At 47.6% G+C, this 24,360-nt stretch carries 22 protein-coding genes; 10 read left to right on the top strand and 12 right to left on the bottom strand.

Going from position 1 to position 24,360, the window contains the following annotated elements; translation table 11 throughout:
- A partial coding sequence (locus H4O21_RS15750; protein ID WP_182809831.1) for an ISL3 family transposase occupies positions 1-862 on the top strand: 862 nt, incomplete at its 5' end.
- A 219-nt stretch (positions 863-1,081) separates the two neighbouring features.
- On the opposite strand, the gene H4O21_RS15745 is transcribed toward H4O21_RS15750, so the two are convergent.
- The 3 genes from H4O21_RS15745 to H4O21_RS15735 all read right to left on the bottom strand — a co-directional run bounded on the left by H4O21_RS15745 (position 1,082) and on the right by H4O21_RS15735 (position 2,371).
- The gene (locus H4O21_RS15745; RefSeq protein ID WP_182809830.1) at positions 1,082-1,564 is read right to left on the bottom strand and encodes a MazG-related protein; all 483 of its coding nucleotides are present in this window, start codon (positions 1,562-1,564) and stop codon (positions 1,082-1,084) included.
- A 148-nt stretch (positions 1,565-1,712) separates the two neighbouring features.
- Complete coding sequence (locus tag H4O21_RS15740) at positions 1,713-1,928, bottom strand: TIGR02450 family Trp-rich protein (RefSeq protein ID WP_182809829.1); 216 nt, start codon at positions 1,926-1,928, stop codon at positions 1,713-1,715.
- Between the two features lie 65 nt (positions 1,929-1,993).
- Positions 1,994-2,371, bottom strand: coding sequence for a LysR substrate-binding domain-containing protein (locus H4O21_RS15735; RefSeq protein ID WP_182809828.1), 378 nt, complete (start codon positions 2,369-2,371; stop codon positions 1,994-1,996).
- A gap of 12 nt (positions 2,372-2,383) precedes the next feature.
- On the opposite strand from H4O21_RS15735, the gene H4O21_RS15730 reads away from it, so the two are divergent.
- Positions 2,384-2,605, top strand: coding sequence for a hypothetical protein (locus tag H4O21_RS15730; RefSeq protein WP_182809838.1), 222 nt, complete (start codon positions 2,384-2,386; stop codon positions 2,603-2,605).
- A 116-nt stretch (positions 2,606-2,721) separates the two neighbouring features.
- Here the strand turns inward: H4O21_RS15730 and H4O21_RS15725 are convergent, their stop codons facing one another.
- Entirely contained in the window at positions 2,722-3,651 is a 930-nt protein-coding gene (locus H4O21_RS15725) for a LysR family transcriptional regulator (protein WP_182809827.1), read from the bottom strand.
- A 768-nt stretch (positions 3,652-4,419) separates the two neighbouring features.
- Between H4O21_RS15725 and aspA the strand changes: the two genes are divergently transcribed.
- A complete protein-coding gene (gene aspA / locus H4O21_RS15720) occupies positions 4,420-5,847 on the top strand; it encodes an aspartate ammonia-lyase (protein ID WP_182809837.1) in 1,428 nt (475 codons plus the stop codon).
- Between the two features lie 149 nt (positions 5,848-5,996).
- Here the strand turns inward: aspA and H4O21_RS15715 are convergent, their stop codons facing one another.
- The 4 genes from H4O21_RS15715 to H4O21_RS15700 all read right to left on the bottom strand — a co-directional run bounded on the left by H4O21_RS15715 (position 5,997) and on the right by H4O21_RS15700 (position 12,283).
- On the bottom strand, positions 5,997-7,409 hold the full coding sequence (locus H4O21_RS15715; protein ID WP_255487328.1) for an aldehyde dehydrogenase family protein: 1,413 nt from the start codon (positions 7,407-7,409) through the stop codon (positions 5,997-5,999).
- A gap of 421 nt (positions 7,410-7,830) precedes the next feature.
- Positions 7,831-8,958 (bottom strand): tetratricopeptide repeat protein, encoded by a 1,128-nt coding sequence (locus H4O21_RS15710; protein ID WP_182809826.1) that lies wholly within the window; start codon positions 8,956-8,958, stop codon positions 7,831-7,833.
- A gap of 251 nt (positions 8,959-9,209) precedes the next feature.
- Entirely contained in the window at positions 9,210-10,592 is a 1,383-nt protein-coding gene (gene cysS / locus H4O21_RS15705; protein WP_182809835.1) for a cysteine--tRNA ligase, read from the bottom strand.
- A gap of 8 nt (positions 10,593-10,600) precedes the next feature.
- A complete protein-coding gene (locus H4O21_RS15700) occupies positions 10,601-12,283 on the bottom strand; it encodes a glutamine--tRNA ligase/YqeY domain fusion protein (protein WP_182809825.1) in 1,683 nt (560 codons plus the stop codon).
- A gap of 304 nt (positions 12,284-12,587) precedes the next feature.
- Here H4O21_RS15700 and H4O21_RS15695 point away from each other — a divergent pair, with 304 nt between their 5' ends.
- From H4O21_RS15695 to acnB, 3 genes are all read left to right on the top strand, one after another.
- Positions 12,588-13,088, top strand: coding sequence for a peptidylprolyl isomerase (locus H4O21_RS15695; RefSeq protein ID WP_182809824.1), 501 nt, complete (start codon positions 12,588-12,590; stop codon positions 13,086-13,088).
- 78 nt (positions 13,089-13,166) lie between these two features.
- Positions 13,167-13,871, top strand: a complete 705-nt coding sequence (locus H4O21_RS15690; protein WP_182809823.1) for a UDP-2,3-diacylglucosamine diphosphatase — start codon at positions 13,167-13,169, stop codon at positions 13,869-13,871.
- 201 nt (positions 13,872-14,072) lie between these two features.
- Positions 14,073-16,676 carry a bifunctional aconitate hydratase 2/2-methylisocitrate dehydratase gene (gene acnB, locus H4O21_RS15685; protein ID WP_182809822.1) on the top strand — a complete coding sequence of 868 codons (2,604 nt, stop codon included), beginning with the start codon at positions 14,073-14,075 and terminating at the stop codon, positions 16,674-16,676.
- Positions 16,677-16,758: 82 nt separating this feature from the next.
- Here acnB and H4O21_RS15680 read toward each other — a convergent pair whose 3' ends face one another.
- The 4 genes from H4O21_RS15680 to H4O21_RS15665 form a co-directional block, all read right to left on the bottom strand.
- Positions 16,759-17,799 (bottom strand): CaiB/BaiF CoA transferase family protein, encoded by a 1,041-nt coding sequence (locus tag H4O21_RS15680; protein WP_182809821.1) that lies wholly within the window; start codon positions 17,797-17,799, stop codon positions 16,759-16,761.
- Between the two features lie 140 nt (positions 17,800-17,939).
- Entirely contained in the window at positions 17,940-18,404 is a 465-nt protein-coding gene (locus tag H4O21_RS15675; RefSeq protein WP_182809820.1) for a CreA family protein, read from the bottom strand.
- Positions 18,405-18,677: 273 nt separating this feature from the next.
- Complete coding sequence (locus tag H4O21_RS15670) at positions 18,678-19,727, bottom strand: AI-2E family transporter (RefSeq protein ID WP_182809819.1); 1,050 nt, start codon at positions 19,725-19,727, stop codon at positions 18,678-18,680.
- Between the two features lie 11 nt (positions 19,728-19,738).
- Positions 19,739-20,824, bottom strand: coding sequence for a DUF2066 domain-containing protein (locus tag H4O21_RS15665; RefSeq protein ID WP_182809818.1), 1,086 nt, complete (start codon positions 20,822-20,824; stop codon positions 19,739-19,741).
- A 234-nt stretch (positions 20,825-21,058) separates the two neighbouring features.
- Here H4O21_RS15665 and purM point away from each other — a divergent pair, with 234 nt between their 5' ends.
- The 4 genes from purM to H4O21_RS15645 all read left to right on the top strand — a co-directional run bounded on the left by purM (position 21,059) and on the right by H4O21_RS15645 (position 24,345).
- Entirely contained in the window at positions 21,059-22,108 is a 1,050-nt protein-coding gene (purM, locus tag H4O21_RS15660) for a phosphoribosylformylglycinamidine cyclo-ligase (RefSeq protein WP_182809817.1), read from the top strand.
- Positions 22,109-22,110: 2 nt separating this feature from the next.
- A complete protein-coding gene (gene purN / locus H4O21_RS15655; RefSeq protein WP_182809816.1) occupies positions 22,111-22,755 on the top strand; it encodes a phosphoribosylglycinamide formyltransferase in 645 nt (214 codons plus the stop codon).
- A 31-nt stretch (positions 22,756-22,786) separates the two neighbouring features.
- On the top strand, positions 22,787-23,518 hold the full coding sequence (locus tag H4O21_RS15650) for a DUF3108 domain-containing protein (RefSeq protein WP_182809815.1): 732 nt from the start codon (positions 22,787-22,789) through the stop codon (positions 23,516-23,518).
- Positions 23,519-23,607: 89 nt separating this feature from the next.
- The gene (locus H4O21_RS15645; RefSeq protein ID WP_182809814.1) at positions 23,608-24,345 is read left to right on the top strand and encodes a substrate-binding periplasmic protein; all 738 of its coding nucleotides are present in this window, start codon (positions 23,608-23,610) and stop codon (positions 24,343-24,345) included.
- Positions 24,346-24,360: the final 15 nt, after the last annotated feature.

The following is a 24,360-nucleotide window of genomic DNA, read 5'->3' as shown; positions in this document are numbered from 1 at the left end:
TAAGCGGCTCTGGCGGATGCTGGAATACTATGTTCAGCAGAATCTGACACAGTGGGATTTATCCGCCGTCAGAAAACTCGCGCTGGATGAAGCCGCATCAAAACGTGGGCATAACTATGTCACTATTTTCCTGGATATGGGCCGAGTGGACCGCCCCGTCATCTTTGCAGTACCCGGGCGTGGTAAGGGTACGGTTAAAGCGTTCAGCGAGTTCTTAAAGCAGCATCAGGGGCAACCAGAGCAGGTTGTAGAAGTGGTCTGCGACATGTCGAAAGCTTTTCTCAGCGGTGTTGATGAAGCACTGCCCAATGCCGAAGTGACCATTGACTGGTTTCTCGTCGTGCAGATCTTTAATAAGGCAGTGGATCAGGTCAGAAAGCAGGAAAGGAAAGACGGCTCTCACTCAAAGGGAGTGCGCTGGGCCGTGCTGAAAAACAGTGATAATGAGCAGCTGACCCGGCATCAGATAACGGCATTATCAGAGCTTCTGTCTGAGGATAAGGAGACAGGAAAAGCGTGGTTTATCAAAGAAAAGCTCCGCTGGATCAGGGATGTAAAAACGCCACAGCAGGCTCGCTGGCGGCTCACTCACTTTATCAATCATGCCAGGGATGTTCTGGGAGATAGTCCTCTGCAAAGTCCCATGTATGAGGCATTAGAGACCCTCAAAAGACACTCAGAGCGTATTGTGAGACGTATCACCTCAGATTTAACCAATGCCCGTCTGGAAGGAATGAACAGCCTTTTCCAGGCCGCTCGTGCACGCGCAAGGGGTTACAGAAATACAAAGAACTTTATCAATATGATTTACCTGATTGGCAGCCCAATAGAGGTACAGGTTCAATCAGGTAAATCCACATGAAACGTCGAAGAGCCAAATTATATAACCCCCACCAGATATACTATGTACTTAGCCAGTTAAAGCATATTCGCTTCTTTAATCTAAGAATGAAGGATAGTTTTTACTCCCAAATTCAAAAGGTGGGCCAGAGCTGGTGCTGAAAGCGATGTCTACCACGACAGAAATGATGATGAGGAAAAACAGAAATACCAAGCGCCAGAAACCCACCGTAAACACTGGCTATGATGCTGAATTGAAAGTCAGTTCTTGTATATCAATCAGGTCGACTTCCCTGCCCAGTATTCGCTTGTATTCAATCAAACGCTGAACCGGGATAACGAGCAGTTCGATTCCTTGATAGTCTTTATTGACCGACTCTGAGAAATTAATTTTAAGTGGATGCCAGCAGCCATCCAGAGCTGATTGTATCTTTGTATTGTGAGATAAACCGATTTCAATTTTTTGATCCTGGTAAATCAGCTGGAAGTACTCCAGATCCCAACCGTATTCCACGTAATGAGCTAACGGTTTAGAGATGTATTGCGCTACATGGGCCAACAACTTGTCCGCATCAGAGTTGTGAATATAGAGGTCTATGTCTGCAATTTCTCGACTGCCGCCATGAATGGTTGCCGCTAATCCACCAACAATCTGATATTCCACATCTTCTGAATCCAGGATTCCTTTAAGCCAGTTCAAGGCTGCTTTTACTTTTTCACTCATCTGCTTTCCTTATCTGAGTTTTACTGCACCATTCTTTTGAAGAAGATAATCAGAGTGCCCACATAACAAGACTATCTGCCATTCTGGAACAAAGGGTTAGTTGTGTATCTGCCCGATAAATCCACACCATCGTTACATATGTTAGCGCTTACTTCCAACCCTGAAGCCATTTCTCGTTATCTTTAAGCTCAGTCCAGTCAATCGGGTATTCATTTTTTGATAGCACGGCTTCCAGAATACAGTTCAGCACGGTGCCATCTTCGTCGTATTCAACGTCTGATACCAGAAAGTGTTTTTCTCTGTTCACAGGCTTTATGGCGGTCCATTTACTATGGTGAAGTTTCGCGGGGTTGATTCGGTTCATATCAGCTCCATTAGCCGCTGGAAGAATTAAAATATGGCTAATGCATTACGAGTTTTTCAATGTTTTCAGTTCACTATCGGTTTTGAGGGTTTAATCCCCCTAGCATAGTTTTCCCCCTCTTTGCAGAATCCGGGGTATTTATCCCCTATCAGTTCCAGCAGTCCTTGATTGCTGGCCTGCAATTCTTTCAGGTCGGCTTTCAGTTGTTTGACAAAGGCTTTTGCCAGCCCGGATTGTGTGCGGAGTGCCGGGTAGATCAGGTTATAGCGGTAGCCAATTCTCGGTTCAAAGCGGCGCACCTGAATGCCCAGTCTCTGATAATGCAGCGCGCTAAGAGGGTCAACCAGAGATACGCCCATACCGGACTGGATAAAACCACAAGCCCCGTAAGAGAGCTGGGTATCCACCAGTAGTTTTCGATTCACTCCGGCGGAGTCAAACACGCTGTCGATTTCATGGCGCAGGACCTGAGTATCTGTTTCAGCCAGCAAAGCGCTCTGGCACCGGCTATGCCGCTGGTGATTGCCGGTAGTGGGCCTCTGCTGTTACTGATTGCCGTACAATTACATCGGGCAGGCATTGAAATCTCTGCAGTTCTGGATACCACACCGAAAGGCCGCTACCGCAAGGCGTTGAAGTCAGTTACTACCAGATTCGCAGCCCGATTAAATCCTTAACTCTGCAAGAGCTGGCTGATCTGGCCAGATAGCATCCCAATAAACGTCTATCATCCACAACAGGATGCCGTCAGGAGGGCTGAGTTAAACGCTCAGTCCTCAGCCCAGTGCGGGTATCAGGTATCAGAAGCAAACTTATCCCGCAGAATACTCAGAAACAGCTCTCGGGGTTTGCTGGGCTGGGCGGTTTTTTTCCAGATGGCCGACATGGTCAGGTTATAAAAACGACTTTCTGGTGTCAGAGTCGTAATCAGGCCTTCCTCAATGTAACTCTGGGCGTAATGCTCCGGCAAAAAGCCGATATACTGACCAGACAGAATCATCGCCAGACGGCCTTCATAGAAATAAGCCCTTCCTGCCAGGTTCAGCCCTGTCATCAGCTCATCAACCGCTTCATGGGGTTTTAAACCAGCATGCACCATAGGTAACGACTGAATCGCATCATCAGTCAATTCATCTTCCGGCAGTGCTGCTACCGGGTGGTCCGTACTGATGTACAGTCGGCAAACATCACTGAACAGGTCAATATATTCCAGCCCTTCCAGTTTGCGGTGACAAGGGATAAAGCCGACATCGGCCATATCGTTCAGTACCATGCGCTCAATTTCAGCCATAGATGCGACATCATTCGACAGCTGAACGCCGGGAGCCTGAGAGATAAAAGTACGGATCAGGTCAGGAAAAGCACAGCGTTTGTCCAGACTGATGGCATCAGACAATACGATCTTCAGCTCACCGGTCAGACTGCTATTGAGGTTATTCACCGTCACCCGGAATGCATCCAGTGATTCCAGCAGGTTGACGGTCATGTCGTAAATGATCGCCCCTTCTTCGGTCAGCGAAAATCCTGCCCGCCCGCGTTTACACAACACCAGGTTCAGCCGGGACTCCAGATTGGAAATATGGAGACTAATGGTTGAGCGGCCAATATTTAACGCTGTTTCTGCTGCTGAGAAACCTCCGCAGTCCACGACCGTTTTAAACACTTTAAGCTGCTTAATCTCATAGTCACCAACCTGACCCAGAGAATAGTTTTTTGTACTCATAAGCTGAAAACACTCATAAAACCTGGTGTGGGAGAACGGGATATAATAGCGGCCTTTTTATCAGGATGACATGAAAACAATGGCCCGAATCGATTGAATGTAGCCAATAAGTCTTTGTTCTGATAAGAAAAGTCACAAATCCTATTATCTTTTCTTTCTGGCAGAAGCGTCTCTGTAATGTTTGCTGCCGACAAAACTTTATGTTGATTCGGGCAGCTTTTACAGATAGCACCAGCGCTGTAAAGTTAGCATCGTTGTTGGGAGGAGCCATGCAAGCGGACACTTGTCCTCCAAAGAACAGACCTCGATGTTCACCCCTTTGTTATTCGGGGTATGCCTTTTGCAATCTGGTCATTAACACACCCTGCGACCAGTACAATGCCCGGTTGACTTTCTCGCTGTCAACCGGGCTTTTTTTATTTCGACCCCAGACACAATCCCGCTTAAATGCCCCTATACCGAAATGGCATGGCCCGATGGTAAAACGGCATTGGTCATACCATAAAATCAACTTTAGTCTATGCCCATCCTGACCCTGAACAACAAAAATGCCCTCATGGTATAGCAAAAACAGATTAATTTATGGCACTGCAAAAAAACGATTCCACAGCAAAAAAAGCAGATTCGAGTATTCCATCAGAATCAGAACAGATCGCAACGACAGAGAAAAGCTCCTCTGCCAGTAGTGGTAAGGCACCAGCCGAAAACGTACCGACTACAAGCCCAGACACTTCTTCCACCCAGACCGACAAAAAAGAGATCATCGAGATGAATGCCCCGGCAAAAAAATTAGCTAAAACACGTACTGAGAAAGACCTGCTGGGCATCGCTCAGGTGCCTGCTGATGCTTTCTTTGGCATTCAGACTCAGCGTGCGATGGAGAACTTTAATCTGTCAGGTATTCAGTTGCACCACTTCCCGAACCTGGTTAAGGCACTGGCGATAGTAAAACTGGCCGCTGCTCAGGCCAATGCACAGCTGGGACAACTGGAGAAAAAGCGTTTTGAAGCGATTGATTTTGCCTGCCGGGAGATTATCGCGGGTAAATACCATGATCAGTTTGTTGTCGATATGATCCAGGGAGGTGCCGGAACCTCCACCAACATGAACGCCAATGAGGTAATTGCCAATGTTGGTCTGGGCTATCTGGGACACAATAAGGGTGAATATCAGTATCTGCACCCAAATAATGACGTCAATATGGCTCAGTCGACCAATGACGCCTACCCGACAGCCATTCGCCTGAGTGTGTTACTGGATCATGGCAAACTGGTCGGCAGCCTGCGTCAGTTAAAAAGAGCCTTTAAAGTTAAATCGGTTGAATTTGCCGATGTGATCAAAATGGGACGTACTCAGCTGCAGGATGCCGTTCCTATGACTCTGGGTCAGGAGTTCAGAAGCTACGCCTCGACCCTGTCAGAAGATATTGATCGCATTGCGGATCTGTCTGAACTCTTCCTGGAAGTCAATCTGGGCGGCACAGCCATTGGTACCGGCATCAATACTGATCCTCAGTATGCTCACTTTGCCGTAGAATGCCTGGCGGATGTCAGTCAGTTCAGCTTCCGCCCGGCCAGCGATCTGGTTGAGGCCAGTTCCGATATGGGCGCTTTTGTGCTGTTCTCCGGCATGCTGAAGCGCCTGGCCATCAAGCTGTCAAAAATCTGTAACGACCTGCGCTTATTGTCCAGCGGACCAAGAACTGGCCTGAACGAAATTAACCTGCCGCCTCAGCAGCCAGGCTCATCTATTATGCCGGGTAAGGTCAATCCGGTTATTCCTGAGGCGGTCAACCAGGTTGCTTTTCAGATTATCGGTAATGATATGGCCATTACGATGGCGGCGGAGGCCGGTCAGCTTCAGCTGAATGTGATGGAACCTCTGATTGCTTACAATATTCTGGAATCCATGCGTTTGTTGTCTCAGGCGATGGACATGCTGCGAACACGCTGTATTGAAGGCATTACCGCCAACGCAGAGCACTGCAAGAACCAGGTCAATAATAGTATTGGTATTATCACCGCTCTGAACCCTTATATTGGCTATGACAATGCCACCCGTATTGCCAGACAGGCCCAGGAAGAAGGTTGTTCGGTACTGGATCTGGTCAGACAGGAGAAGTTGCTGGATGAAAAAACACTGGAAGATATTCTGAGACCCGAAACGATGGTAGCTCCTGGTCGCTTACGCAAATAACGCGCTGAAAAATCGATAGAGTTTATCCGAAAAACACGCCAGGTCAGTTAAAAACTGCCAGAAAAAAGCCTGTTGAAAAAAAGCCCGGAGAAATATCCGGGCTAATAATAAAGGACGAAGATTAAGGTTTAACCAAGCATCAATACTGCTTATTTATTGATGTTAATTGTCTGAGGCTGGGTGTATTCCAGCAGACCCTGCAGGCCAAACTCAACCCCAAAACCAGACATCTTACAGCCACCGAATGGCGCATGAGGCAGCACCTCTGCATGGCCATTAATCCAGGCAGTACCACACTCCAGCTTTGAAGCGATCTGCTGGGCTTTTTCCAGATCAGATGACCAGACTGAACCACCCAGACCGACATTCGAAGCATTGGCCTGCGCAATAGCATCATCCAGATCAGAGTATGAAATTACCGGCAGTACAGGGCCAAACTGCTCTTCATCAACCACACGCATACCGGCTTTAGCTCCGGCAATAATCGTGGGAGGATAGAAGTAACCTGCAGAATCAGAACGGCTGCCGCCACTCAGTACATTGGCACCCTGCTCACGGGCGTCATCCACCAGAGCGGCGACCAGATCCAGCTGCTTCTTATTCTGTACCGGGCCAAAGGTCGTGCCATCTGCCAAACCGTCACCCACAACCTGCTGTTGAGCAATATCCGCCAGCTTAGAACACACCTGATCGTACTGACTTTCATGCACATACAGACGCTTAAGTGCTGCGCAGGTCTGCCCCATATTCAGAAATGCGGTCTGGAAAATGCCTTCAGCAATGGCATCAATATCGGCATCAGGCAGGATAATACCCGCATCATTGCCTCCCAGCTCCAGAGTCAGACGCTTCAGGTTGGATGAAGCGTTTCTCATGATCTGCTGCCCCGTTGGTGTGGAACCGGTGAAGATAATTTTATCAATCCCCGGATGCTCACTCATGGCATTACCGATTTCAGCATCGCCCAGTACAACATTCAGTACGCCTGCTGGCAGCTCCTGCTGAATCAGTTCAAACAGTTTCAGTGTATTGAGTGGCGTTAAACCAGATGGCTTACATACCACAGTATTACCGGCACGCAGGGCTGGCATAATGTGCCAGATCGCAATCATCAGCGGCCAGTTCCACGGCGTAATAGAACCGACAACACCCAGAGGTTTGTGCTGGACTTCAATACGCTTATTTTCACTGTCTTCAATAATGTCTGTTGGAATATCCATACCCGCCGCATAACGGGTCCAGGCAACAGCACCACTCACTTCCGCCTGAGCAAGGAACATAGGCTTGCCCTGCTCTTTCACAACAATTTCTGCCAGTTCAGCTGCATTATTTTCAATATTATCGGCAATTCGGTTCAATGCCTGTTTACGATCATCATGGCTGGAATACTGCCATGAACTGAACGCCTGTTTTGCGGCATCGACAGCAGCGTCCAGCTGAGCAACAGAAGCATTATTCACTGTAACAATCACTTCTTCTGTCGCCGGATTAAGTACATCCAGGGGTTCAGCCTCCCCTTGCACAGATTGACCATTAATCCACATATTAAATGCTGTACCCATTATTATTTTCCTCAGATAAATCTGGCATCATCTTGATCAGTTTTCCGGATCATACGGCTAAAAACCTGCACAAAAGCGTTACTGTAAAAGTTCGTTGTATTTTTCAGTTAACGGCTGAAAATAACGAAATACTTCTGCTTCGGTCTGTATAACGAGGCTAATTACCTTATATTCCAGAAGGTCTGCACTGAGGGTAAGTCTTTCATGTAAATCGGATTGGCTGGAGATGTGAGAGGTTGTACTTAAACGTAAACAAGATGTAACGAAGATATTCAGGCAAAATAACAGGTGTGATACTTCAAACAGAAAAGGCCAGAATGACCTTGCTGTATACCAGACAAGAGTCCTGTACAACGAGAAATTCCGACCTCAGATATCAGCCTATAAACCAAGCACATAACAAAAATAAGCACACAACATATTACATAGAGCCACCAGACAATAGCTGAGTCAGCATTGCCCGAATCTGATCCTGGCTCTGCGTCTGAATATCAGCATTGTCGTCCATTAACCAGAACAGATCGTCAAAAATAATATCCTGCATGCTGTCATAATCATCCTGTGCCAGCATCGTCTGACTCAGATTCCATGCCGCTTCTGTTACCAGAGGATGAGTGACAGGCAAGACCCCTTTAGACATATGTAAAACATCAGACTGCAGGTTTCGGGCGGCATCCAGATCGCCCATCGCTTTCAAGGTTGATGCCAGACTATTAGCAGCAGACAAGGTATCCGGGTGAGCTTCACCCAGAGTGCGGCTTCGGCTCTCAACCACCTGCTCTTCCATAACACGTGCACTACTCAGATCATTACTCTGACGTAATACCGCAGCCAGATTAATCATTGCTGTCAGTGTTGCACTATTGTCAGGGCCTGACAAATCACTATAAATGGCGACCTGTTTCTTATACAGCTCACGAGCTTCATCCAGCTCACCCAGCAAGCGCAGACTCTCTGCCAGATTATTCATCGCCACCAGTGTGTTATCTGACTGATCACCTTCGGTGTTCAGCAGATGTTCATAAATACCCTGCCAGCTGTCAGCGGACGTAGCTGAATCCCCATTCTGATGAGCAAAATCAGCCAGCCATATCAGTAAATCACACTGATCATCCGTCACAGGATGAGCCGATAAAAAGCGAATATGCTCCAGATCTGATGCCACTAACGGTGCTTCAATTTCACCTTCAACAGCCAGCAATAAATATCTGACAGCATGATTCTTCAGCTCCAGCGCTTTCTGCTGCTCCTGTTCAGATAAACCGGAGACAATATGGCAAGCCAGTTCACAATCAAGCTGCCACAGACCCGGTTCAGACATAAGAGCCAGCTGGCTTTGCTCACATAAAGCCAGCGCCTGCTCAGCCGTTACAGACTGCTCTGATTGTTCAAATACCCATTGCAACAGTGTCTGTTGCACAGGTGCAACAGCCATCTGCGCGGCCAGAAAGAGAACAGACACTCCTCCATCACCGACCAGAGTACGCAGCTCCGAAAGTTCAGTAATCCTGACAGATGATGTGTTTTGAGTGGTATCAGTAACTGGCATATATGAATTCCTTACATTATCCGGGCATATATTTGCCGCTCTCAGAATAAAAACTTGATTAAACAGTTACAAAGCATAATACATGCCAGATATGAATAACACTAATCTGGCATGCCAATGCAGATCTATTAGCCGTCGCAATTCGTCATTAAACAAGCACAAAAAAAGCGCTGGAATAATCCAGCGCTCTTTTATATGGACCAATACACGTTATATGACGGGTATAATTCATACCCACCGGGCTTCACAGATTACTCACGCACCCAGGATGTACCTTCGCGGGAATCTTTCAGAATAATACCCTGCGCCGCCAGCTCGTCACGAATACGATCCGACTCAGCAAAGTCTTTATTCTTACGTGCCTGATTACGAGCTTCAATCTGAGCTTCAATTTCATCTTCACTCAGACCATCCGCCGCAGGCTCACCTTTCAGGAAACTATCCGCATCCTGACCAAACAAACCCAGCACATCACCAAACAGTTTCAGATAACCCGCCAGTTGACCAGCCTGCTCAATGTCACCTTCTTTCTTAGCGATATTAAGCTGCTTAGCCAGATCAAACAGCACTGCAAACGCTTCTGCCGTATTGAAGTCATCATCCATTGCGGTTTTAAAGCGCTCAACCCATTCACCATCAGCAGTTACCTCAGCCACTTCAACCCCCTGAAGCGCAGTATAGAAACGCTCCAGAGACTGACGAGCGGACTTCAGGCCATCTTCTGAGTAGTTGATCGGGCTACGGTAGTGACTGGACAGCAAGAAATAACGAATCACCTCTGGATTGTATTTCTCCAACACATCACGAATGGTGAAGAAGTTGCCCAGCGATTTGGACATCTTCTCCTGATCCACACGTACCGCACCGGCATGCATCCAGGTGTTGGCGTATTTTTCGCCCGTCGCCGCTTCTGACTGAGCAATTTCGTTTTCATGATGAGGGAACGGCAGGTCCGGGCCACCACCATGAATATCGAAATTGTTACCCAGGCAGCAGGTCGACATCGCTGAACACTCAATGTGCCAGCCCGGACGACCCGCGCCCCACGGAGAATCCCAGCTGACTTCGTCTTCTTTTGCTGATTTCCACAGCACGAAGTCCATTGGATTCTCTTTGGCATCTTCAACGTCTACTCGCGCACCGGCCTGCATCTCTTCCAGGTTACGGTTAGTCAGCTTGCCATAATCGGCAAACTTATTAACGCGGTAATAAACATCACCGTTATCCGCCGGATAGGCAAAACCTTTCTCAACCAGTGTCTGCACCATATTAACGATATCACCAATATGGTGAGTAGCACGCGGTTCCAGATCCGGACGCAGTACACCCAGACGATCCTCATCATCGTGCATCGCCTGAATCATACGCTCAGTCAGTGCATCTACGTGCTCACCGTTTTCATTGGCACGGCGGATGATTTTGTCGTCCACATCGGTGATATTACGTACATAAGTCACATCATAACCGCGATGACGCAGATAACGGGTGATCATGTCAAAACCCACCATGACGCGAGCGTGACCAATATGACACAAGTCATATACGGTGATACCACACACGTACATTCTGACCTTGTTTTCTTCTATTGGTGTAAACGCTTCTTTCTTGCGCGTCATCGTATTGTAGATTTGCAACATGTTGCTTATCCCTTCTTCTGTGCTTTTGCCCAGCTATCTTTCAGGCCTACGGTTTTGTTAAATACCAGTTTTCCATCTACGCCATGATCATAACGATCAGACACAAAGTAACCAATACGTTCAAACTGGAAGTTAGTCTCTGCTGCCGCTGTCAGCAGACTCGGCTCACAATAGCCTGTTGTAACCGTCAGAGATTCCGGGTTAATAAAGTCCAGGAAACTGGTATCTTTATGACCATCCGGATTTTCGTCGGTAAACAGGTTTTCATACAGACGTACTTCAGCCGGTACAGCATGCTCTTCAGACACCCAGTGAATCACACCTTTTACTTTACGACCCTCAGGGTTTTTACCCAGAGTTTCAGGATCATAAGTACACAGCAGCTCAACGACTTTACCATTCTCGTCTTTGATAACCTCTTCACACTTAATCACGTAAGCGTTACGCAAACGAACTTCTTTACCCTGAGTCAGACGGAAGAATTTCTTCGGTGCATCTTCCATAAAATCTTCAGACTCAATCAACAGAGTACGACTGAATGGCAGCGTACGCTCACCCATAGATTCATCCGCCGGGTGCGCAGGTACAACAAACTCTTCGGTCTGATCTTCCGGGTAGTTGGTAATGGTGACCTTAATCGGGTCCAGAACACACATCGCACGCGGAGCATTCTCTTCCAGATCAGAGCGCAGAGCGTGATACAGCATCGCCACATCAACCACACCATCACTACGGGTCACACCAATCATGTCGCAGAACTTACGTACTGAGTTTGGAGTATAACCACGACGACGCATACCAGAAATTGTTGGCATACGCGGATCATCCCAGCCCGCGACATGGTTTTCATCAACCAGCAGCTTCAGCTTACGCTTACTGGTGACCGTGTAGTTCACATTCAGACGAGAAAACTCAATCTGTTTTGGCTGTGCAGGCACCGGCAGGTTTTCAATAAACCAGTTATACAGCGGACGGTGATCTTCAAACTCCAGAGTACAGACGGAGTGAGTCACACCTTCAATGGCATCAGACTGACCGTGAGCAAAGTCATAGTTCGGATAGATGCACCACTTATCACCGGTCTGATGGTGATGAGCACGACGGATACGATACAGAATCGGATCACGCAGATTGATATTCGGTGCAGCCATATCGATCTTAGCACGCAGAACCTTAGCACCATCTTCGAACTCACCCGCACGCATACGCTCGAACTGATCCAGGTTCTCTTCTACGGAGCGATCACGGAACGGGCTGTTTTTACCCGCTTCGGTCAGCGTACCACGATACTCACGCATCTCTTCCGGGTTCAGTTCACAGACATACGCTTTGCCTGATTTAATCAGCTCAACGGCGTATTCATACAGAGTATCAAAATACTCTGAGGTGTAACGAACCTTACCAGTCCAGTTAAAACCCAGCCACTTAACATCGGCCTGAATAGAATCGATGTATTCCTGACTCTCTTTCTCAGGGTTAGTATCGTCAAAACGCAGATTACAAGCGCCTTCGAAATGTTCCGCCAGGCCGAAGTTCAGACAGATCGACTTCGCGTGACCGATATGCAGATAACCATTAGGCTCTGGTGGAAAACGGGTCACAATCTGCTCGTACTTGCCGGTAGCAAGCTCTTCTTCAATCAGTGTACGAATAAAATTTGGTGCGGACGTAGTCTCGGTGTTGCTCATAATCTTTAGCAAATCTCTGAATGATCGCGTGAATGTCTGCAGCACAAAGGCTGAACCAGTTAAAACAACCAGTATAGCCGATTGTGCCTGTCCATAAGGCTATTTGGCATAACTGGCCGAAAGCAGTGTGCGTTTTTACTTAACGCATTGAATATCGGCCCTTTTCTTTTGCCAAACACGCAAAACGGGTATTATAACTCGACGGCTGGGTATTAAGCCATCCTGTATAATCGTTACTACTCTTAAACAGTGCATTAAACTGAATAAGATTACATTTTTTTCTGACAGAAACCAGGAATATACAATGATCGTATTACACACTAATCACGGCGACATCAAAATTGAGCTGGACTATAACAATGCTCCTGTTACAGCGAAAAATTTTGAAGAGTATGTAACCAGTGGCCACTACGATGGCACTATCTTCCATCGTGTAATCAATGGTTTCATGGTTCAGGGTGGTGGTTTTGAGCCAGGCATGAATCAGAAAGAGACCCGTGACCCTATCCAGAACGAAGCAGACAATGGCCTGTCAAACGACACAGGCACACTGGCGATGGCCCGTACAATGGAACCTCATTCTGCTTCTGCTCAGTTCTTTATCAACGTCTCTGATAATGCGTTCCTGAACCACACCGGTAAAAATATGCAGGGCTGGGGCTACTGCGTATTCGGTAAAGTGGTTGAAGGTATGGATGTAGTTAACATCATTAAAGAAGTCAAGACAACATCTCGCGCAGGCCATCAGGATGTACCTGCTGAAGATGTGGTCATTACATCTGCAGAACTGCTGACAACAGAGTAATGATCAGCATATTTCTGTAAAAAAGCCGGGGAATCCCGGCTTTTTTTATGCGGCCTATACGATTGCAGGTACAGCCTGATGAAACAATTATTTATATCCGATCTGCATCTTCAGGCAGAAAGGAGTGATATTACCGATCTGTTCACACAGTTTATCCAGCACCACGCAACATCCGCCGATGAACTCTACATTCTGGGCGATTTTTTTGAATACTGGGTTGGAGATGACCACACAACAGAACTCAGTCAGTGTGTAGCACAACAACTGAAACAGCTCAGCAAGAACACCCGCATCTTCTATATGGCTGGCAACAGAGACTTTCTGCTGGCAGAGCGCTATGCCTCACAATGCGGCATGACCATATTAAGTGACCCCTGGAAAATGCCTGCCCCTCAACAGCACCTTATGCTCAGTCATGGTGATTATCTCTGCACAGATGACGCTCAGTATCAGGCCTTCAGAGCTCAGTCCAGATCGGAACAATGGCAAACAGCATTTTTGTCGAAACCGCTGACTGAACGTATCGCATTTGCCGAGCAGGCCCGCCAGCAAAGCCAGCAGCATCAACAGGGCTATCTGACGGATGTTAATGAGCTGGCAGTCACCGAAGCCCTGACACAGCACAACTGCTCTGTTCTGATTCATGGCCATACTCACAATCCGGGAATCAGAAAGATTTCAGGAACTCCTTTTCAGCGTATGACTCTGAGTGATTGGGATCATGATATTTACTACCTTGAGATCCGGAATCACGGCACTCCGGAACTGAAAAAACTGACCTGAAATAGAGAGAAATACCGGCAAAACACTGACCAGCGACCAAAGTTGAAGCGTTATGACTATGGGTCAACTTAACATTGTCGACATTTTAATTTAAAATTGCGCCACCGAATAAGAAGGTCGATGAACACATCGAACGCTTTGATTTTACAAAAGAAATAAGTTTTTAGTGAAGTCACAGCATAAACTGATGAGGGTCTAATCGTGCTTGAAGCATATCGCAAACACGTTGAAGAACGCGCTGCCGAAGGTGTAGTTCCAAAGCCACTGGATGCAGAACAAACAGCAGCGTTGATAGAACTGCTGAAAAACCCGCCAGCGGGTGAAGAAGAGTTTATCCTGGATCTGATCACAAACCGTGTATCTCCTGGTGTAGACGAAGCTGCCTATGTTAAGGCAGGGTTCCTCTCTGCGGTTGCAAAAGGCGAAGCAGCCTCTCCTCTGATTGACAAAAAACGCGCAACAGAGCTGCTGGGCACGATGCAGGGTGGCTATAACATCGAGACTCTGGTTTCCTTACTGGATGATTCCGATCTGGGTGAGGTCGCAGCAGAGCAGCTGAAGCATACTCTGCTGATGTTTGATGCGTTCCATGATGTCGCTGACAAAGCTAAAGAAGGTAACGAAAACGCGAAAGCTGTTATCGATTCCTGGGCAGCTGGTGAGTGGTTCACGTCTAAGCCGGAACTGGCAGAAAAGATCACTCTGACAGTATTCAAAGTGACGGGCGAAACAAACACCGATGACCTGTCTCCTGCTCCGGATGCCTTCACCCGACCTGATATTCCTAAGCACGCTATGGCGATGCTGAAAATGGAACGTGACGGCATCCATCCTGATGAAGCAGGCGTACAAGGCCCGATTAAGCAGATTGAAGAACTGCAGGCAAAAGGTCACCCTATCGCATACGTAGGTGACGTTGTCGGTACAGGTTCTTCCCGTAAGTCTGCAACCAACTCTGTGCTGTGGTTCTTTGGTGATGACATTCCGTTCGTACCAAACAAGCGCTCCGGTGGCTTCTGCTTCGGCGGCAAGATTGCTCCTATCTTCTTCAACACTATGGAAGATGCCGGTGCTCTGCCAGTTGAAATGGACGTTTCCGGCATGAACATGGGGGACGTAATCGACGTATACCCTTATGAAGGCAAAGTCTGCAAAAGCGGCACTGACGAAGTTCTGACCACTTTCGAACTTAAAACACCGGTTCTAATGGATGAAGTGCGGGCGGGCGGGCGTATCCCTCTGATCATTGGACGCGGTCTGACTGAAAAAGCACGTGAATTCCTGGCCCAGGGGCCTACCGACCTGTTCAAGCGCCCGGTACAACCTGCAGATACAGGCAAAGGTTTCTCTCTGGCCCAGAAAATGGTTGGCAAAGCATGTGGTCTGGAAGGTATTCGTCCGGGCACCTACTGCGAGCCGAAGATGACCACAGTCGGTTCTCAGGATACCACCGGCCCTATGACTCGAGATGAGCTGAAAGACCTGGCCTGCCTTGGCTTCTCTGCTGATCTTACTATGCAGTCATTCTGCCACACGGCGGCATATCCTAAGCCGGTGGACGTGAAGACACACCACACCCTGCCAGATTTCATCATGAACCGTGGCGGTGTATCTCTGCGTCCTGGCGACGGTGTAATCCACTCATGGCTGAACCGTATGCTGCTGCCTGATACAGTGGGTACAGGTGGAGACTCCCACACCCGTTTCCCAATCGGTATCTCCTTCCCGGCGGGTTCTGGTCTGGTTGCCTTTGCAGCCGCCACCGGCGTTATGCCTCTGGATATGCCAGAATCTGTTCTGGTTCGTTTTAAAGGAGATAAGCTACAGCCTGGCATCACTTTGCGTGATCTGGTTAATGCTATCCCTTACTACGCCATCAAGCAGGGCCTGCTGACAGTAGAAAAAGCTGGTAAGAAGAACATCTTCTCTGGTCGCGTTCTGGAAATTGAAGGTCTGCCAAACCTGAAAGTTGAGCAGGCATTTGAGCTATCTGATTCTGCCGCTGAGCGTTCTGCAGCTGCTTGCTCTATCAAACTGAATGAAGAGCCAATCCGTGAGTACCTGAACTCTAACATCACCATGCTGAAATGGATGATTGCAGAGGGGTATGGCGATGTACGTACTATCGAACGTCGTATTAAAGGCATGGAAGACTGGCTGGCCAAACCAGAGTTGCTGGAAGCTGATGCGGACGCAGAATACGCCGCAGTGATTGAAATCGATCTGGCGGACGTTAAAGAGCCAATCCTGGCTTGCCCGAACGATCCGGATGACGTAAAGCTGCTGTCTGAACTGTCTGGCGAAAAGATTGATGAAGTATTTATCGGCTCCTGTATGACCAATATTGGCCACTTCCGTGCCGCAGGTAAGCTACTGGATGCCTCCGGTAAAATGGTACCAACCCGTATGTGGATCGCACCGCCAACCAAGATGGATGCAGCACAGCTGACACAGGAAGGTTACTACAACATCTTTGGTAAGGCCGGCGCACGCATGGAAATGCCCGGTTGCTCCCTGTGTATGGGCAACCAGGCTCGTGTTGGTGACAACACGACTGTCGTGTCGACCTCGACCCGTAACTTCCCTAACCGTCTGGGTACTGGTGCGAACGTTTACCTGTCTTCTGCTGAACTGGCATCTGTCGCTGCTCTGACAGGAAAGCTGCCGACGGTTGAAGAATATATGGAATACGCCTCCAGACTGGATACTATGGCCGACGACGTATACCGTTATCTGAACTTCGATCAGATTGATTCTTACCTGGCGGCGGCATCTAAGTTTATCCCGCTGGCCCAGGAAGCCTGATCACTCCGAAAGAGAGATGAAATACCTGCAAAACCCCGGTCTTATCACCGGGGTTTTGTCTTTTTCGCCCTGATATCTATATCTATTTTAACCGAAATGGCATAGCCATCTGACGAATACCATTTTCAGTTCTGGTGAGCTCCCGGTGCTGCATATGGGGGTGCTCCGCAGCCTCTTCAAAAGTCAACACAGGCTCAACACAGGCATCCGTCTGCGCGAACAGATGACACCAGTAGTCAAACGTCTGACTGATAAACACTTCCGCCAGTGCCTGCTTAACTCGTTTCTGGCTATCCTGCGTAAAGTCTGTACACTCATCAGCCAGCCATTCCAGATCAAGAGTATTCAGTAAACGCGCCTGGAACTGAGGTTCAAGACTGCCGACAGCCATATAGCGACCATCGCTGGTTTCGTAGTAATCATAAAAGGTCCCGCCATTCAACCAGCCACTTTCCGCCAGAGGCTGATCTCCTCCGGCCAGAGCCGCTGCTCCTGACATACCATTCAGAGCAAAGGCTGCATCTGTCATACTGATATCAATATGCTGACCCTCGCCGGTACTCTGTCGATGAATGACCGCAGCCAGTATCGCCATTACGGCATGGTGAGACCCTCCGGCTACATCAGCCACCTGCATCCCCAGAGGTACCGGAGACTGACCTGCACGTCTGCTATAATCCATCAGGCCGCTCAATGCCAGATAGTTAATATCATGTCCGGCTTTATCCCGATACGGTCCTGTCTGACCATAACCAGTAATGCTGCAATATATAATCTCCGGATTAATCTCAGACAAAATCTCATAGCTCAGCCCCAGTCGAGCCATAACTCCCGGCCGGAACTGCTCAACGACAATGTCGTAATCCCGGATCAGCTCTTTTACCTGTCCGACACAGCGAGACTGTTTCAGATCCAGTTGCAATGTTGTTTTTTTATCATGCAACTGATGATAAGCCGCTGATGCACCGTCAATCCGGGGTTCAAGAAATTTAACCAGATCCGGTCGGGTCGGAGACTCTACCCTCAAAACGTTGGCCCCCATTTCAGCCATCAGCATGGTTGCATAAGGCCCTGGCAGCAGCGGGCTGAAGTCCAGTATTTTTAATTGCTTTAACGCTTGCATAATCAACCCTCTTATTATTTTTGTATTACTAAGATATCATATAGAACAATACAAAACGGTCGTTCGACCGATAAGAACCAGTTAAAAAAACCCCTGAATTCTCAGAGGCTTCCTATAACCGATAAATCAGATTCTTATCACTAATCGCGCCATGGCTGGACGGGAACAACAGAAATGGAGTTCTTCGGCGATCCTTCAATAATCTTATCTGAATATACCAGATAGATCAGCGTATTACGCTTTTCATCGAAAAAACGCACCACCTGCATTGATTTAAACACCAGGCTGGTACGTTTATTAAAAACCTGCTCACCATCTTTCAGTTTGTCTTTAATAACAATAGGGCCAATCTGACGACAGGCGATCGCACCATCAGAAGGATCTTCTGCCAGCCCCAGCCCACCTTTAATGCCTCCGGTTTTAGGACGGGACAACCAGCAACTCACGCCATCTACCTCTGGATCATCAAATGCTTCAATAACAATTTTGTGATTTGGTCCGAGCATCTTAAATACCGTGCTAACAGAACCAATCTCTTCAGCTTCAGCATTTGCTACAACCATAAATGACATCGTCAGACACACAGACAATAGTTTTTTCAGCATAAAATCCCCGGTAACATTTTCTGTAAACAAAAATACGTGACTCTTGCCAATTAATGGCAAAGAGTTCAACAAGCACATCTTAAATTATATTATGTTACGAATAAAAATTCTGAAGATGATAGTGCTCTGAAGCAAAGATATCTGCTGTCGGCAACTGTGGATAGGCTGCATCTGTATAAAATTTTCGATATTTATACTTTTCCTCTCCGGCCACTGACCGGGGAGGAAATAAACATATATATTGAAGTAGTGAGCAGTTGTTTTCCGGAAAAATCAGGAATACATTTCGCTGTCTTTGTAATAATCGTGCAGATGGCGAAGCAAAACCATAATGACGGCCGCAACGGGCAGAGCTATCAGAATGCCAGTAAAACCAAACAGCTGCCCTCCCGCCATAATGGCAAAAATTACAGTCACGGGGTGCAGACCAATTTTGTCACCTACCAGTAACGGAGTAAAAACAAAGCTTTCCAGCAACTGGCCAATAATAAAAACCCCTGCAATCATCAGAAGCGGCAACCAGTCTGCAAACTGAAACCAGCCAGCCAGTAAACCGGCTCCGATACCAATAATAGGTCCAAGATAGGGTACGATACTGGCAAGCCCGGCAATAACACCGACCAGCAAAGCCAGCTTCAGTCCGACCATCCACAAACCAGTGGCATAAACCAGACTCAGACAGAACATAACCATTAACTGACCTTTGATAAAAGCGGCCAGCACTTCATCACATTCAACGGCCATCTGCTCTGCTTTTCCCTGATATTTATTAGGAAAAAGATAAAGGATTTTCAGCTTCAGGCGGTCCCAGTCCAGCAACAGATAAAAGGTTACGACCGGAATCAAACCAATATTCACCACCATACTGACCAGTACCATCCCGGATTTACCCAGCTCCCTTATCAGAATACCTGCAACTGATCCGGCTTGCTGCAAATGGCCAGATAACGCCTTCTGGATAGCATCAAGCTCAAGCATATCCTCTTCCAGACCGGTATACTCCACCAGAAAAGGCAGCAGCTGTTCACGGACCCAGGTCAGAATTAGTGGTACAAACTCCTGTATAAGCTCCAGCTGTTTGCCTAATAAGGGAATCAGAAACAGCAGAAAACCACCCATAAGGACGCTCAGGCAAGCAAAAACTACAATCACCGCAAGACGCCTGGAGCAACCTTTCTCTTCCAGCCAGTCTGCAACCGGATCCCCCATATACGCCAGCAGCATACCCACCAGAAAAGGCATAAGGATAGGCTGTAACAGATACAACAATAACGCTGTTACCAGCAATACAGCCAGAATAATCTTCTGTTGTGTGCCCGACATAGATCTATCCCTTAATTAGCCTGCTGCCAGATAAAATCAGGCTGATTATTCACAACAGAGGTTTCATCCAGCTTAAGATAAGAATCCAGTTTCAACAGAGAAATAAATTGCTCAGATGAACCTTTTAACAGCACCTTGTACCCCAGAACAGATTTATTCAGCTCAGTAACCTGAACATTTTCTGTAATCTGCAAACTGTTCAGATAACGGTTCAGACGGGCATAATCCTCAATAGACTCCAGCCCTTTTACTCTGAAACTGAAAGCTCCGGTCTTACCGGGCTGGGAATTTACGGCATACTGAGAAGCCAGCTGATCGGCCAGTGTATCAACCGACTCAGCAAACAAGGTTCTAAGACTGGAAGAGGACAGCGAGTAGTTCTTTCTGCTCCCCTCTTCAATCATTATCCAACGAGCCTGCCATGTACCAGAAGCCTCCCGGTACATACGTCCACTGAAAATTACATCCGCATTATACCCCGATGAGGCCGCCTGAATCCGGTCACTGAACTGTCCCCAGATATCACTGACACTGATATTCTGGCGCTCTTCAGCAGTCATTTCCGGCAGCTTAACTGGCAAACCACGACGAGAAGCTTCATCGGACATAATTTCAGCCAGTAACGGATTGCTGGTCTTGTTCATAATAAAACGCCCGTTAGCGGACTCAATGGCCAGCCAGACAATAGTTGATGGACGATTACTGCCCCAGACAGGCACACGCGCACTATTCAACACCTGCATAACCGAGCGACTGTCAAAACGCATCTGCAGCCTGTAACGCCCCGCTGTGTCAGCGCTGTCACCACTGACCTCACTCAGTTCATTCTCTGCATAAGAAAACTCAGCCAGGTATTGCTCTGCCGCAGACACCAGCTCAATCACTTCAGCTTCCTGTAACAAAGCAGAACTACCAGAGACCTTTATCAGCACTTCTTCAAGTGCGCCCTGTACAACACTGGCTCTGGCCTCAGGGCTCTGATCAGATACCAGACGTTCACTCTTAAACAGACCTGTTACCTGCTCAGCCATAGCGGGTCCGGCTAAAGCCAGCTGCACCAGGGCAATCAGCAGGAAACGCAAAGGAATAGCAAACATCCCAACTCCTTGAATATGCCGCAAAATTTTCATATAGATAAGTATTCTACCTTATCAGGGTTCCGGATAGCAGAAATAATCCCCTGATTGAATGCTATCTTTAAATTCATAACAAGCAGCCGGATAAAAAAGATAACTTTTTTGTTATACAAAGCAGACTCATCCGTGACCAGACCACTCTGGTAAGGTACAATCCCGCGCTGATTTAATCCTAATTAGTTCACAGGATCCTTCATGAGCACCGATAAGAAATCGATCAGTTATAAAGATGCAGGCGTTGATATTGATGCAGGTAATGCCCTGGTAGAACGTATTAAAGGTACGGCAAAACGTACTCGCCGTCCTGAAGTTCTGGGTGGCCTGGGTGGTTTTGGCGCTCTGTGCGAACTGCCGGGTCGCTACCGCGAGCCTGTTCTTGTTTCCGGTACTGATGGCGTAGGCACCAAGCTGCGTCTGGCTATGGATCTGAATAAACACGACACTATTGGCATCGATCTGGTTGCTATGTGTGTTAATGATCTGGTGGTATGTGGTGCTGAGCCACTGTTCTTCCTGGACTACTACGCAACAGGTAAACTGAACGTTGATATTGCTGCCGATGTAGTAGCCGGTATCGGTGAAGGTTGTCTGCAGGCAGGGGCAGCTCTGGTAGGTGGTGAAACGGCTGAAATGCCAGGCATGTATGAAGGTGAAGATTACGATCTGGCTGGTTTCTGCGTAGGCGTTGCAGAAAAAAGCGAAGTAATTGATGGCAGCACAGTAAAACCAGGTCAGGCACTGATTGGTCTGGCATCCAGCGGCCCGCACTCTAACGGCTATTCTCTGATTCGTAAAATCATTGAAGTCACAGATGCTGATCTGAATGAAGAAGTTGATGGCAAGCCTCTGGCAGAAGCATTACTGGCGCCCACCCGCATTTATGTTAAGCCGGTACTGAAACTGATTGAAACCCTGCCAGTACACGCTATATCCCACATCACAGGCGGTGGCCTGCAGGAAAACCTGCCACGGGTTCTGCCTGATAATGCTAAAGCAGTAGTTGACCTGAACAGCTGGACACGCCCGGAAGTATTCAACTGGCTTCAGCGCGGTGGCAATGTTGATGAATACGAAATGTATCGCACACTGAACTGCGGTGTAGGTATGATCATCGTTGTTGATCAGGATAAAGCAGAAGAAGCAATCCGTCTGCTTAACGCTGAAGGCGAGAATGCATGGCAGATCGGCCGAATTGAAACAGCAGCAGAAGGTGAAGAGCAGGTTCACCTTGAGGGTCTGAAGTAATCATGTCCGGTTCAATTGTTGTACTGATTTCAGGTAGCGGAAGCAACCTTCAGGCAATTATTGACTCAGTGAAGGCCGGGGACATCCCCGGCCAGATCTCTGCAGTCATCAGTAATAAAGAGAATGCATACGGCCTGCAGCGCGCTGAACAGGCAGACATTCCGACTCGGGTGCTTGATCATACCGAATTCGCTAATCGCGAAATTTTCGATGCAAATATGATCCGACTGATTGATGAGTACCAGCCAGACCTTGTAGTGCTGTCAGGTTTTATGCGCATCCTGACCGCTGACTTTGTTCGTCGCTATGCTGGAAAACTGATTAATATCCATCCGTCGTTACTGCCAAAATATCAGGGACTTCATACTCACAAAAGAGCGATTGAAGCTGGCGACAGCACACACGGTGCCAGCGTGCACTTTGTAACAGAAGAACTGGATGGCGGTCCTGTTTTTATTCAGGCATCGGTTCCCGTAGAACAGGACGACACACCCGAGACGCTGGCAGCCAGAGTGCTGGTACAGGAACACAAGATCTATCCGATTGCTGTAAAATGGTTTATGGAAGGACGTATTCAGCTACAGGATAACATTCCCCACCTTGATGGTGTTTCATTAGCTGGCAATATCCCTCTTTTAAGCGCCTGAAAAAACCCCACGCCATAACAAGGAGACCGGCATGCTTCGAACAGGACCGCTCTTTACGCTTTTAATAGTTTTATTATCAGCCAGCAGCTATGCCGGAACCCCTCTGAAGCCCTATAAAGGTATTTACCATACGACCTATGATATGGGCTTCACTATTGATGTCAAAGCCGAACGCACACTAAAACAGGACGACGATGGTAACTGGACGCTCGACTTCAGAGCGGAAAAATGGTTTGCAAAAATCAGTCAGACCAGTAAGTTCCAGCTGAGTGACTCAGGCCTGATTCAGCCTCTGCTCTATCGCAGGTATCAGCAGGTTTTTGGCGAAGAAAAAGATAAATCAGTTTCTTTTGACTGGTCAAAAATGCGAGTCACCAATAACATCGCTGAAAAACCCTGGAAAATGTCCGTAGAGGAAGGCACACAGGACTTGCTGAGCTACCAGCTCAAACTCAGATATGATCTGCTAAACAATCCTGAACAAACTGAATTCAGATACCAGGTTGCCGATGGCGGGAAGATTAAGCACTATCTGTTCCGGGTGGTAGGCAAAGAAATACTTGATACGCCTATGGGCAAACTGAATACCGTTAAAGTAGAAAGCCTCAGACGCTCCAAAAAAGATGTTGAACACCTGATCTGGATGGCCAGTGACTGGGATAACCTGCTACTCCGCGTTGAGCCGGTCAGGAAAAAACACAAGGAAAAGCCAGTTGTTTTACTGGAAGCCAGACTTGATGGCCAGAAAGTAACAGGGCTCTGATCTCTGCCCGGAAGTATAAATTAAGCCCTGAAACAGAGAAATATTAAGCTAAACTGGTACATAAGACTCAGTGAACAGAAGAGTTCTGTATGCACCTGATAATAGCTATTTCTCTGATACTTCTGATCTTCACACAATCCTCTCGGGCAGACAACCAGCCTATTCGGGTCGGCGTTGATGCCTGGGTTCCATTTCGCTTCGTCACTGACTCAGAGGTTACAGGCATTGACCATGATCTCTGGACAGAGCTATCACCAAGGATAGGAGCGCAAGTCAGGTATATACGCTGTCCCTGGAAGCGCTGCCTTGAGATGATGAGATCAGGACAAATTGATGCGATGAGCGGACTGGCATGGCGAGCCAGCAGAGCAGAATATATTACCTACACAAAACCAGACTATTTTATGTGCTCCACCCACTTCTACATCCGCAAAAATGAAGAACACAGACTGGCAACGGCACAAGACCTTAAGCAGCTGAATATAGGCATGGTAAGAGGCTCAGCGTATTACTCAGCTTTCGATAATGACAGTACACTGAATAAAACACAGATGGCTCAGGAAAGCGTATTATTGCAACTTCTTTCTGCCCAGAGAATAGATACCTATATCGGCACCGATTGCCAGGCAGACTATGAACTGGCACGAAGCCCCTGGAGCGACTCTTTTATTAAAGCCTCTTTTAATCCGGGCAATCACCTTCCTTTGTATATCGGCCTGTCTAACAGATCCCCGTGGAGCAAACAAGCAGACAGAATCAGCCAGGCAATACAAGAAATAATGAACGGAGAGTTTCCGGAAAAAATCAGGCAGAAATACTATCAGTAAGCCTGAATATAAGAG

Origin of the sequence: Oceanospirillum sediminis (genome assembly GCF_014164585.1) — a bacterium.
In the GTDB taxonomy this organism is placed as follows: Bacteria; Pseudomonadota; Gammaproteobacteria; order Pseudomonadales; family Halomonadaceae; genus Oceanospirillum; species Oceanospirillum sediminis.
Note: the sequence above shows the minus strand (reverse complement) of the source record. Positions and strands in the feature narration are given on the sequence as shown.